Annotated in this window: 11 protein-coding genes; 3 read left to right on the forward strand and 8 right to left on the reverse strand. The window is 45.1% G+C overall.

From position 1 onward, the window contains the following. Positions 1-12: 12 nt before the first annotated feature. The 3 genes from FCL48_RS14955 to FCL48_RS14965 form a co-directional block, all read right to left on the reverse strand. On the reverse strand, positions 13-1389 hold the full coding sequence (locus FCL48_RS14955; protein WP_136873102.1) for an HD-GYP domain-containing protein: 1377 nt from the start codon (positions 1387-1389) through the stop codon (positions 13-15). A 10-nt stretch (positions 1390-1399) separates the two neighbouring features. Further along, positions 1400-3343, reverse strand: a complete 1944-nt coding sequence (locus FCL48_RS14960) for a hypothetical protein (RefSeq protein WP_136873103.1) — start codon at positions 3341-3343, stop codon at positions 1400-1402. Positions 3344-3570: 227 nt separating this feature from the next. After that, positions 3571-4512: an AEC family transporter gene (locus FCL48_RS14965; RefSeq protein WP_136873104.1), complete on the reverse strand. Its 942-nt coding sequence runs from the start codon at positions 4510-4512 to the stop codon at positions 3571-3573. A gap of 411 nt (positions 4513-4923) precedes the next feature. Between FCL48_RS14965 and FCL48_RS14970 the strand changes: the two genes are divergently transcribed. Continuing rightward, on the forward strand, positions 4924-5403 hold the full coding sequence (locus tag FCL48_RS14970; protein ID WP_136873105.1) for a hypothetical protein: 480 nt from the start codon (positions 4924-4926) through the stop codon (positions 5401-5403). Between the two features lie 65 nt (positions 5404-5468). Here FCL48_RS14970 and FCL48_RS14975 read toward each other — a convergent pair whose 3' ends face one another. After that, positions 5469-6959: an AMP-binding protein gene (locus FCL48_RS14975; RefSeq protein WP_136873106.1), complete on the reverse strand. Its 1491-nt coding sequence runs from the start codon at positions 6957-6959 to the stop codon at positions 5469-5471. Positions 6960-7491: 532 nt separating this feature from the next. Here FCL48_RS14975 and FCL48_RS14980 point away from each other — a divergent pair. Further along, on the forward strand, positions 7492-9267 hold the full coding sequence (locus tag FCL48_RS14980; protein ID WP_136873107.1) for a formate--tetrahydrofolate ligase: 1776 nt from the start codon (positions 7492-7494) through the stop codon (positions 9265-9267). A 111-nt stretch (positions 9268-9378) separates the two neighbouring features. Then, positions 9379-10275, forward strand: coding sequence for a bifunctional methylenetetrahydrofolate dehydrogenase/methenyltetrahydrofolate cyclohydrolase FolD (gene folD / locus FCL48_RS14985; protein WP_136873108.1), 897 nt, complete (start codon positions 9379-9381; stop codon positions 10273-10275). Positions 10276-10480: 205 nt separating this feature from the next. On the opposite strand, the gene FCL48_RS25225 is transcribed toward folD, so the two are convergent. From FCL48_RS25225 to FCL48_RS15005, 4 genes are read right to left on the reverse strand one after another with little or no spacing between them, the layout of a single operon-like run. Continuing rightward, positions 10481-10834, reverse strand: a complete 354-nt coding sequence (locus tag FCL48_RS25225; RefSeq protein ID WP_205747727.1) for a hypothetical protein — start codon at positions 10832-10834, stop codon at positions 10481-10483. Between the two features lie 33 nt (positions 10835-10867). After that, the gene (locus FCL48_RS14995; RefSeq protein WP_136873109.1) at positions 10868-11062 is read right to left on the reverse strand and encodes a CooT family nickel-binding protein; all 195 of its coding nucleotides are present in this window, start codon (positions 11060-11062) and stop codon (positions 10868-10870) included. A 30-nt stretch (positions 11063-11092) separates the two neighbouring features. After that, positions 11093-12025, reverse strand: a complete 933-nt coding sequence (locus FCL48_RS15000; protein WP_136873110.1) for a methylenetetrahydrofolate reductase — start codon at positions 12023-12025, stop codon at positions 11093-11095. Between the two features lie 2 nt (positions 12026-12027). Beyond that, on the reverse strand, positions 12028-12690 hold the full coding sequence (locus FCL48_RS15005) for a methylenetetrahydrofolate reductase C-terminal domain-containing protein (RefSeq protein WP_136873111.1): 663 nt from the start codon (positions 12688-12690) through the stop codon (positions 12028-12030). Positions 12691-12736 lie beyond the last annotated feature (46 nt).

Consider the following 12736-nt stretch of genomic DNA (forward strand, 5'->3'; position numbering starts at 1 on the left):
TTTAATGCAAAATCAATCCAGATAATCAAGCAGGAGTTTAGTCACGGTAACTCTATGATTTTTGTTATCCATAAGATTGAGATAATACTGATCATCGGATTCCAGTGGTACCCCTCCCTCCCCGCCAGTTATCAAGAGATTTGGTCTGTCGATCTCTTCAGTCACTTCAACCACCATACCAACCCTTCTATCGGAAAGACGAACATAGGTGCCCGGTGGATACAGCGTCACCATTGAGATAAAAGCTGCCAGGATACCAGGGTGAAAAGCTCCTTTATCATTGAGCATAATGGAATAGGCAATGTGAGGATCCAGGGCCGGTTTATACGGTCGTATTGCGGTCAAAGCCTCAAACACATCACAAATCTGCAACAGTGCCGTGAGCGGATGCCTTACCGCCCAGCGGGGCTGGCCCGGATACCCCGTGCCATCATAACGGATATGATGGCCCCAGCAGGCGGCTATATCATACTCTGAAACACCTTTCTGCTGCATCAGAATTTCGGCGCCAGCTCTTGGATGATCTTTAATAGTCAGGTATTCATCCTCTGTAAGACGCCCTTTTTTCAGGAGCACCTCATCGGGTATGACAGACTTACCAATATCGTGTAATAAACCAGCAGCCCCGATTGCCAGAAGATCCTTGTCATCCCAACCCATCTTTGAGCCTGCATAGACGGCCAGCGATGCAACCCTGACAGAATGGCCCACCGTATAGCTGTCATAATCCGGATAGTGAACATATTGCATGACATCAGCGAAGTTGGACTGAATATATTTCAGCATAAATTCACTGACAGACTGCGCCTGTTCGACGTTTACTTCACTGCCCGCCGCAGCGCTCCCGTATGCCTTGGCAACAAAATCATAGAGTTCCTGATACAAAAAAGTTGGGGACTGGAGACCTTCTCCTACCCTCTGACCTGACCATGTTTTTCCTTTTTTACCAATTAATGCCGCGGCCTTATCTGTATAACGATCCCCTATCCTGATGGTCCTGATCCCGTAGGTTTCAAATAAAGCGCGGGCATCTGCAATTTTTTTTACGGGAATGATTTTCAGCGCGGTTATATCGAAAAACTTCTTCACGTCGGTGACACTGAGTCCGCGCTGCAGACCGAAACCGCCGCAATGCAGTATGCTGGCAATGAAAATCAACTGTTTTCCTGTTACAGAAGGCCCAAAAACACGCTTTCCCTCATAGACAAAAAAACCGTCTATCACCCCGATATACAGCTCTTTTGCATTATTCGAGTAGAAAAACTCATTGGCAAGATTTACAATTTCCGTGGCATAGGAATCAACGCGGGGATGATCGGAAAAATACAGTTTCCGATTGGACATCCCCTTACTTAACAACATGATGATTTTGTTTACTATATCTACCATCGCTTCATCCTTAAAAAAATTCTGATGCAGAAATTCTTTTCAATGATTTCAGGGCAGTTTCAGCAGCCTTTCGGCAGTTTTTAGGCCACGCAGGGATCACCACCGCCTTTTTGTCTTTGACTATGAATTCAAGCATATCTTTCATACCTTTTGAATAAAAGGAGGAAGTTGCAATAATCGTCGTCGCCAGAAAGTCATTCTTTTTCTCTTCCTCAGTGATATTCTGTAGGTATTGCAGAATAATTTCCCCGCCCGCCATTTTAAGAGCCAGTGGTGGCTCTTTTTGATGTGCCTGCATAAGATAATTGCATAAGAACTCGAGGTGGTGAGTTTTTGTAAGATCCAGGATTGGAGCCACTGCCTGCATCAGTTGATCCTGGGGGTCTTTTTTGAGTGACTCCAGAACATGCAAGGCAACCTGATCTCCAAGTGAAGTTTCCAGCAAAAAAGCAAAGAGAGGATAGGAATAGATGTAAGAGGTTCGAAAATAAATATCTGCAAGAGGCGTATTCTTAAACCCATCTAATTCCTCTAACTGTAATTTCATGCTTTTCATCCCATCACTATGCATGTGTGATGCAATCTCCAGCACCTCAAAAAAACTCTGCCGTTTTTCTTCCATCCCAACAACAACCAGTTCATTTACAACAAATGGCCACAAAAGCAGGTGCGTTGCGTGGGGCATCTTCGCCCAGAACTCCACAATGAAATCAAGAGACCGCCCGGTTTGGGACTCACGAAGGGATCTGATGACTATATTAAAACCACGGCAAAACAGTTCAATGGAACCAAAATCGGCGAGGTGTTTTATTCCTGCAATGAGAACATCCCGCTCTCTTTCTGTTAAATCAGTAACAATAATTCTTTTGATATTTTCAAATATTTGTCCGAGTAATTCCTTGTCCTTACAAGTTACTAACAACTGTAGAAAAATTGACAGCTGTTCACTGCGATCAGCCGCTGTCAGTTGTCCAAGCACACTGATCGGGATATTATTTTCGTAGACATATTTTTTAATATCTAGAACGGATAACTGTTCCTCCTGATACCGTTGCAGTGTCTTTTTCGTTGCACGCTCATGCTGGTCTCTCTTTGGATCATCCTCAACTTCTTTTCGACCGGTTAAGTGCGCAACAAGAAACTGGATAGTTTCTTTTGCCTTGGTATCCATCAGCCCTCTTTCCAGACTCTGGAAAATTGAGGAAATGACGTTAATATCGCTTTTGGCAATGGAGCGGAATTGCCCGGTATCCATAGAATAAGCCCCGGTGACAATCTGATAGAGAAGATCCTGAACATCCTCCCAGGTCGCATTGGGAAAGCCCTTGATATCCATGCGTTTTGCGGCAGAAGACCGTGATAACGTTAAAAGAAGATTACGACATTGATCAGTTTGCTGCGGGGTTAGCCCTTGCTCGAGCAGGGAATGACAGAGTTCATCAAGCGTTTGCTTACCATCCTCTGATTTTGTTTCTTCGCGAATATCAGCTTCATCAACGACAAAGGTCTGCTGCTCGACACGGATGGAGGAGGGAAGTTCGTCAACCTGAAAAGAGATTAGCGTTTTGGAGGTCTCAAGCTGCATTCGCCAGTTCAGAAGACTCTTGACAAACTGTAAAATTTCCTTGTGCCCGACCACCCTGTCAATCTCTACCGCTACAATGCCAAGACTGTAAAATATTTTATGTAATTCTTTGGCTGCCCCATGATTTGCAGGAATTTTCGTCTCCGAAACTGACAGCTCGTCTTTATCGATGGAGAGACGAATATTTTTTGCGTTTGCGGAGATTTCACGGAGCTGTTGAATAGATTTACTTGCCGCCTGATCAAGTACGACATGACCGACCGGGTAATAAATTCCGACCTTAAACACTCGATATAGCGATTCAACAAAATAACTTACAATAGCTATTTTGGGGTCAGACGGGTTTGGCTTTTTGTCAATTGTTGTCACACTCTCACCGCTCAAATAGTAAAAAGGCTAGGCTTATCAATAATATTTATCAATGATATTGCGATAATACAAGTATGATTAAAATCTGATCCGATACGTTTTTAGTAAAACACCTTCAAAGGGGTTACATTGGGTTCTTAACCAGGTAAGTATTTTTTTGCGAGTTGGTCAGTTATTTTACTGGAAACATGGCGTTTTTAAACACATCATGCCATGGGTAGACATTACTACACCAGTCCAGCGAAATGCAATACATACAGTATCATGGTGTAAGTGGCCAGAGAACAGAGAGTAGACAAAGCAATAATAGTTCCGGAGAGTTCTGCATCGGACTGAAGTTGCTGAGCCATGATATAAGCGGCTGCAGCGGTGGGGGTGCCTGCAAAAAGAACCCCAACCGCAAATTCCTGCCCACGTACTCCAAACAACCAGAGCAGTAAAGCTGTAACAAGGGGAAGAAAAACAGTTTTATTTGCCGTCGCAAGAAAAGCAACAGCCATATCGCCCCGAAATTTTTTAAGAGAAAAAGTTGCACCAATTGAAATCAGTGCAAGGGGCAGTGCCATTCCGGTTACTATAGAAAATGCCCTGTCGACAACAATGGGAATCGGCCAGGACAAAAAACTCCATAGGATTCCTGTAAGTGAGGCGATGATCAGAGGGTTATAAAGTATCTGTTTTAAAAAAAATGGTGCGCCATAGTTCATGGCCTGTTTTTTTTGTGCCATGATAAGAGCTGCTATTGACAACAGATTCAGTAGGGGAACTAAAAATCCGAGAAGAATCCCTCCAATGGCAAGACCTTCCTCTCCATAGGCAGAATACACGATTGCAAGCCCAATATAGGCATAGTTTCCTCGAAAGGACCCCTGACAAAACGCTCCTTTCACCTGTGGCTCATAACCTCTGGCGACTGCATACAAATAGGAAAAAACACAACAGGCAATCGTTGAGCAAACCATGATCGCCAGAAGCTTTGGGTTGAAGCTTGCCGAAAAATCGGCTGTCGCGATTTTATGAAAAAGAAGAGCGGGCAGAGCGATAAAATAAATCAGACGGTTCAGCTCATAGGTAAATGCCCCTTTGACCAGCCCCGTGAATTTGAGGATATAACCAAGTATAATTACAAGAAAAACCGGAAGAACAATGGGGAATATTGTTGAAATCATAGAACCATATAATGAAGTAGAGAAATACCCTACTTTAATCCTGCTAAAAATAGCTTATACACTGAAACGACCTCAAAACACAATACAGCCTGCGAGGTCAATTAACTCCTGCAGAGTCCTGAATGAATTCAAGATTTCAATCAAGGCCACATCAACCAAGAAACGTTACCACAGACACATACATCCCCTGGGGATCTTCACTTTTGGTGAGAAGATGTATTTCTCACACAACCCGGTGCCTGGGTGAAAGTATAATTCTTTAAGACCATCTATCGAACCTGACCTGGCAGAGATTACCGGCTCAACTAATAATAATTCAACGAAATAGACAATAATAATCTTGCATATCTCTCTTTTACAGATCAAATTAGACGGGTTTATTCACTCCTAACAACAAGAAGAGAGACCACTATGACACCCCCCAGCACCCAGGACCTGCTCAAAAAAATAAACTTCATTGAAGTGGATGTTGAAATCCAGAAACAGATCCTTTTTTCCATTCCTTCAGATAAAACTGGCGAAATGGAAAAAACGATCGCTATTATTGCTGAAAAAACAAAAGAAATTGATAGACTCAGAAAGGAAATAGAAAGACAGGACCCGGATGAATATAAACGCATAATGGTCTTTGAAAATGCAATCCAGTCCTTCAAACAACTTGCAGCAAAAACACCGTTTGAATCGATCATCTGCCGGGAAATGGGTGGCACCTGTGATCTGGAGTTAATAGATACAACCCGCATCCAATGTCTCATCAAGGCCTGTGATGCCAAGGCGAACTGGACAATTATCACCCTTGAAGGTGAAACTCTCCAGTTCACAAAAGAGCAGGTGGCAGAAAACCCTCCGGAAAAAGATCAGGAATCGGCGCAGTCTCTTCCTTTTATCTGAACTCGGTATTGGAATAACCTGCGTACAATTATCCTCTCTGGCAGCTTTTCAGGGAGGACCGTTCCCTACCCCCACATTTTTTTGACCTGTTCCCGGTCAATCTGATCGTTTTTACGGGGCAGTTCGTTCACAAATTCAACATAACGGGGCTTTTTATATCCAGCAATCCGACTCCCCACAAAGCTGGTGAGCTCTTTTCCGCTCAACTGTTGTCCTGATTTGAGAACACAGACCGCTTTTACCCCTTCCCCAAACTGAGGATCAGGAACACCTATTACACATACAGCCATAACTGCAGGATGCTCCAGAACGGCAGCCTCCACCTCGGCGGGATAAACATTTTCACCACCGGGCTTGATTAATTCTTTTTCCGGTTTCCGTCCCTTAAAATAGAGATATCCGTCCTCATCCACCTGGCCGAGGTCTCCAGTGTGATGGCAGCCATTACGAAAAGTATGGTCATTCACTTTATCCTGGTTCCAGTAACCCTGAAAAACCAGCGGTCCCCGGACAACGATCTCCCCTATCCCTCCTGGGCCAACGGCTTGACCAGTTTCATCCATGAGGCAAAATGACGACAAACAGCCCTGCCTGCCAGCACTTCCCATCCTGTTTGAGGCAGGAGAAAAGGTCACAAAACCGGAGGTTTCAGACTGACCATAGAGAATCCAGAATTTTGCCTCTGTCATCTGTTCAAAAGAAGCAATAACCTCCGGCCCATCAAGGCCAACAACATATTTCAACGAAGATATATTATGGCCACCCTTTTCATACAGGGCCATGGCACGGCTTAATATGGGCGGGAAACTGCCCCAGAGAGTAACCTTTTCGGTGTCCGTCAGCTTGAGTGTTTTTTCTTCATCAAATTTGTCAATAACTATGTTCCTTCCTCCCACCTGCATGACAGCAAGCGCAAGGTTCAACCCAGTAATATGAAAGAGCGGCAGCATATTGAGATTGACATCGGCAGCTGAAAGCCCCAGTTCAATGATCACCTGCATATTGGCCGCAATAAGATTGGAGTGACTGAGAACCGCACCTCTTGGGCGCCCCGCAACAGCAGCGGTATAGATAATGCACAATGGACTGTCACCATCAACCACTTCATCGGTAAAGCCTAGTATCCCTTTGACCTGAGACTTTTCTTTTACCTCAGGCCTCCAGCAATCTATATCCAGGATTGTGATGTTGGTCTCTTTTGCGATTTCCATGGCTGTTTCTCTGTGGGTATGATCAGAGAAAAGAAATTGAGGAGAGCAGTCGCCAAGGATGTAGCTCAGCTCACCATTTGACAGGCGCCAGTTTAACGGGACCAGGATGGCACCAAGTTTGGCAAGAGCACCAAGCAGGATAAAAAAACCAATTCTATTCATAGCAAGGGCTGCGACAGTGTCTCCCTGAGCTACCCCTTTTTCCGCCAGAACATTTGCAGTTCTGATGACACTTTCATGCAGTTCATGGAATGAGAGACGATCATTTCCATCCACTAGTGCTGTTTGATCGCCTGAAATATTGTCGTTTCTCACAAAAACATCGTACAGGGAATACGTTCGCATCGAATCCTCCATTTTGATATTTACAGATCAACCACAGTTCATATTGTCATTACCATGTATGGAAACCAACGGCAATCTAACAATCTATCCCCCCAACCGTACAGCCAACATATTTCCCTGATGCATACTTGTGCATAATGTGCATCCTCTCAAATGCCAATTTACCTGTTGGAAGAGCTCTCAATAAGGATTTGTTTCATATAAAAATGCCCTCCTACAATAAATGAGTTTTTTAACCAGGCATTCTTGTAAAACACGTTGATTATCAACGAGATTTATGTTACGAAAAGCATGTTGTTGAGTCAAAATCCGTCGCTATTGAAGTGTCGACCAGGGCGTTATAAATATAAACCACTGGAGTAATTTTATGATTCAATCAGCTGTCTCTGTTTTTCCTCGCTGTAATCTCGACCGACTCGGGTCTTATTTTTTATTTAGATGTTCTCTTTGTTGCCTTGTTTCGTACTGATTGTAATTCAGTGTACTTTAAAATGGGCTCTTCCAGAGCCTCAATCTAACAAAGGAGTTAACCATGCCATTGGATCCGACAAAACATGCAGATTGGGAGATTGCACAGGAAGCTGAAAAAACAATGTTAACTATCTATGAGATAGGAGAAAAGCTCGGTCTCACCAAAGAAGAGCTCCTGCCTCAGGGTCACTACATTGCCAAAATTGACTTTAGAAAAGTACTTGATCGTTTAAAAGACAAACCTGATGGTAAATACATCGATGTAACGGCAATATCCCCTACCCCTCTCGGCGAAGGAAAATCCACTTCTTCCATGGGTCTGGTTCAGGGACTTGGCAAGATAGGTAAAAGTGTGTGTGCCGCAATCCGTCAACCCTCGGGCGGTCCTACCATGAACATTAAGGGTTCTGCTGCAGGCGGTGGTCTCGCCCAATGTATCCCGCTGACTCCATTTTCGCTTGGCTTTACCGGTGATATCAATGCCATCATGAATGCCCACAATCTGGCCATGGTTGCCCTGACCTCACGTCTCCAGCACGAGAGAAACTACAATGATGAGCAGCTCGAAAGACTCTCCGGCATGAAACGTCTTGACATTGATCCTACCAACGTTGAGATGGGATGGATTATGGATTTTTGCTGTCAGTCTCTGAGAAACATCATAATCGGAATTGATGGTGTTAACGGCAAGTCCGACGGTTTCATGATGAAATCAAAGTTTGGTATTGCCGTGTCTTCCGAGGTTATGGCAATTCTTGCTATCGCAAGAGACCTCAAAGATATGCGCGAGAGAATGGGTAAGATCGTTGTTGCCTATAACAAAAAAGGTCAGCCCGTCACGACTGAAGATCTGCAGGTCGCCGGTGCAATGACCGCATGGATGGTAGATGCCCTCAATCCATCACTCATGCAGACCCTTGAAGGTCAACCTGTTATCGTTCACGCCGGACCATTTGCCAACATCGCCATCGGCCAAAGCTCCATTATTGCAGATAGAGTCGGTCTGAAACTCGCCGACTACCATGTTACCGAATCAGGCTTTGGTGCCGACATCGGTTTTGAAAAATTCTGGAACCTGAAATGCCGTTACTCAGGTCTCAAACCTGATTGTGCCGTTGTCGTTGCCACCATCCGCGCTCTCAAATGTCACGGTGGAGCTCCTGTTCCTGTACCTGGCAAGCCTATGCCAGAAGAATACAAGAGTGAAAACGTTGAATGGGTTGCCAAGGGCTGCGGCAACCTGATTCACCATATCAGAAACGTCCGCAAAGCTGGAATCAGTCCTGTTGTATGCATCAACGCTTTTTACACCGACACCGACGCAGAAATCGCCAAAGTACGCGAACTGTGTGAGGCTGAAGGTGCTCGTGTCGCCCTTTCAAGACACTGGGAGAAAGGTGGTGACGGTGCCATCGAATTCGCTCAGACCGTTGTTGAAGCCTGCGAAGACAAAACTGAATTCAAGTTCCTCTATGAACTCGATATGCCTATTAAAGAGAGAATCGAGCTCATCGCAAAAGAGGTTTACGGTGCTGACGGCGTCGATTACTCAGCAGATGCGAATAAGGCAATCGCCCGTATCCAGGCCGATCCTGAACTCGCCAAGATGGGAATGTGTATGGTAAAAACCCACCTGTCACTCTCAGATAATCCTGCCCTCAAAGGTGTTCCTACCGGCTGGCGTCTCACCATCCGCGAGGTACTCACCTACGGTGGCGCCGGTTTTATCGTTCCTGTCGCTGGGACCATCAGTCTCATGCCTGGCACAAGTTCAAACCCTGCCTTCAAACGGGTTGACGTTGATGTAGAGACTGGAAAAGTTGAGGGTGTTTTCTAAAAATCTGGATCTAAAACTGTCCGGCCGTGCAGAAAAAGTCCGTCTGCACGGCCAGCTCTTCTCCATTTCGCAGGTCCAAAATCCAACTCTTCACAGGGAGTGTACAGTACAATGACTGCTGAAATTATTAGTGGAACCGAGATTCGTAAAGAAATTCTTGCCGAAATCAAGCAGGAAGTAGAGGAAATGAAAGCTAAATATGGTCGGGGCCCAGGTCTTGTGACCATCCTTGTCGGGAGTAGCCCAGCATCGATTAGCTACGTGACCTTAAAAGTCAAAACCGCCTTGAGCGTTGGTTTTCATGAAATTCAGGATGACCAGCCCGAGGATATTTCAGAGGCCGATCTTCTTGCCCTGATTGATAAATACAACAATGATCCAACCATTGACGGTATCCTTGTTCAACTACCTCTTCCCAAGCATATAGACGACAAGAAAGTACTTGATGCGATCCATCCAGACAAAGACGTTGACGCCTTCCATCCGGTAAACGTCGGCAGACTGATGATCGGTGGAGACGCTGTTCGTTTTCTCCCCTGCACCCCTGCAGGTATCCAGGAAATGATCGTTCGCTCAGGGACAGAAACTTCCGGGGCTGAGGTCGTCGTCGTTGGTCGCTCAAATATTGTTGGTAAACCAATTGCAATGATGATGGCGCAAAAAGGTATTGGTGCCAATGCAACGGTTACTATCGTTCATACAAGAACCAAGGATCTCGCCGGACACTGCAAGCGGGCAGATATCCTTATCGTCGCAGCCGGTGTGCCTGATCTGGTAAAACCTGAATGGATCAAGCCAGGTGCCACCGTCATAGATGTTGGTGTAAACCGTGTTGGTATGAATGAGAAAACCGGCAAGGCCATTTTAAAAGGTGATGTTGACTTTGAAAAGGCAAAAGAGATCGCCGGAAAGATTACACCGGTACCTGGTGGCGTCGGACCAATGACGATTGCCATGCTGATGAAAAACACCCTTACCTCTGCCAAGAAGACCTTGGGTGCCGCTTAAGAAGTATAGAAGTTCGCAAGAAGTCATCCTGACCGCACAGATGGCTTGTGGCAAAAGTTCAAGATACAAGGTCGAGTATCTTCAGCATAGTAAATCAAGCTGTTTTGCGATGTCGTCAAGAACGACCTTGTGACAAGGTAAAAGGGGTTGGTATCAATCTGATACCAACCCCTTTTAGTATAATATTAAAGTGTTGCAGACTTTTTTAGTGTTTATGATCATGATTATGGTCATGGCTGTGACTATGGGCATGGTCGTGATCATGACTATGGCCATCATGGTGGTCGTGGCTGTGATCGTGACTATGCTCATGAGTGTGAGGGTGGTGATGGTGTTCCTGATCACCAGCACCCGCTGATCCACCGACTTCATGCAGCGCTTTACCGAGTTCTGCATTTACTGTCGCCATGAGTTTTATAGCTTCTGTAATGTGACCGGCAATTTTCTCCTGACTATCATCCGTCATCAATTTCCGCCAGTTTTCAAATTCCTCCACATGTCCTTTGTTATGATCGATCCAGTGCTGCAAAAGGACACGTAGCTTTTCAACGTTATTCATTTAATCTCCAATCAACTCAATCGTGTTAAATAGTTAGGCTATCTGCTGTAAATACACCTTCCCACCCGAAAAATTAATCCGCCGAATGGCAACATTGGGATGCTCAGTCGCACCTTCAAATAAGGTGGTAATAGTAATATTCTTGCCGTTAACTTCAAGAGCTGTCACATTTTCATGTAACAGCTCTTCCTGTCCTTCTTTTTCCATTACGACACTTGTCTGACACATGGAATACCTCCAATCCACAAAGGTCCGGATTTATTCCACAACAGGTCGAGGATATAATCCGGCACGCTCAACAATTTCAGGAACTTTTTCTTCCCATTCGATGGCCATGATATGAAAACCGGCCACACCCTTTACCTGTTTTAACCTCTCGATGGCTTCAACTGCAATAGTTATTCCTTCTTCTGCCTGCTTATCTTTAGGTACACCGGACAAACGATCTATCAGTTCCTTTGGTACATCCATTCCAGGTACGGCCCGGGCCATATATTTTGCCATACCGACAGAACGCATGGGAGTAATTCCAGCCATGATAAAGACCTGTTCATGAAGACCCCGTTCAACCACACCTTCCATCCATTTTTCAAATTTCTCAAGATTATACACACATTGGGTCTGTATAAACTCAGCCCCGGCCGCAATCTTTTTAGCTAGCCGTGGTACCCGAATCTTAAACGGGTCCGCAAATGGGTTTGCTGCAGCGCCAATGAACATATTGGGTGGTTTTTTTATGTCATCACCGCCCAAAAATTTTCCTTCATCCCTCATGTACCGTGCAGTCTGAATAAGCTGCATGGAATCGAGATCAAACACATTCTGTGAACTCGGGTGATCACCAAAGCTCTGATGATCCCCTGAAAGGCAGAGCATATTGTTAATGCCAAAGGAAGCTGCCCCCAAAATATCACTTTGCAAAGCGATACGATTACGATCCCGCACAACCATCTGCAGCACCGGCTCAAGACCTTCATTTTTGAGGTGGATACAGGCTGCAAGACTACAGAGCCTCGTCACCGAGGTCTGATTGTCTGTTATGTTGATGCAGTCCACATGATTTTTCAGTAGATGTCCTTTGTCAATAATCCCTCTGGCGTCACTGGAACGGGGAGGACCGCACTCACTGGAGACGGCCATGTGTCCATTTTTCAGTACTTTCTCAAGTTTACTGGCAGTTTTTATCTCCACGATTAAAAATCCTCCAATTTGAATGATCGAGGCCCACCGGCCCGGTCTTTTGACCAGTCTTTAATAGGAGTTATCTTTTCATAATCATCTAGTTTTCCAAGTGCCTCCAATCTGTCAACAACAAGCTGCCAGGCACAATCGATATCTTTTGAAATTTCGCATTTGCCGTTTGTGGAACCACCACAGGGCCCATTGAAGATCCGCTTGCAGCATCTGCTTACGGGGCATATTCCTCCAGTAATGCCAAGAACACAATCTCCACAGGCCTGGCATTTTTCGGCAAAGAAGCCATCGGAGGGCACGTCTCCTAAAAATGTGGTATTCAGTGCCGGATAAACGGGTAGGCTTGGATACTTTGCAGCAATAAACTGCACCCCAATGCCGCAGGCAAGACTGAGAACGGACTCGGATGCCTGAAGAGTATCTTCGACTTTTTCAAAAAACGGATGTTCACATTGACGTTCGATGCCATTATTCTCAATTCTAATATCTAGTCCTTCCTGGGTTGCCCGCATCCTCAGTAAAGAGGCCAGAATTTCCGCCTCCTTATTTCCACCCTGATGGCAGACTGAGACGCAGGTATTACATCCGAATACGGTTATCTGTTTATGGTCTTTGACCATTCCCCATATTTCGTCAAAAGGTTTTTGTTCTCCGACTATCATAGTCTTATTGCTCCTTGTCCAAATACCTTGTTTGGGCCCAAATGAC

The organism is Desulforhopalus sp. IMCC35007 (assembly GCF_005116575.1).
Classification (GTDB): Bacteria; Desulfobacterota; Desulfobulbia; order Desulfobulbales; family Desulfocapsaceae; genus Desulforhopalus_A.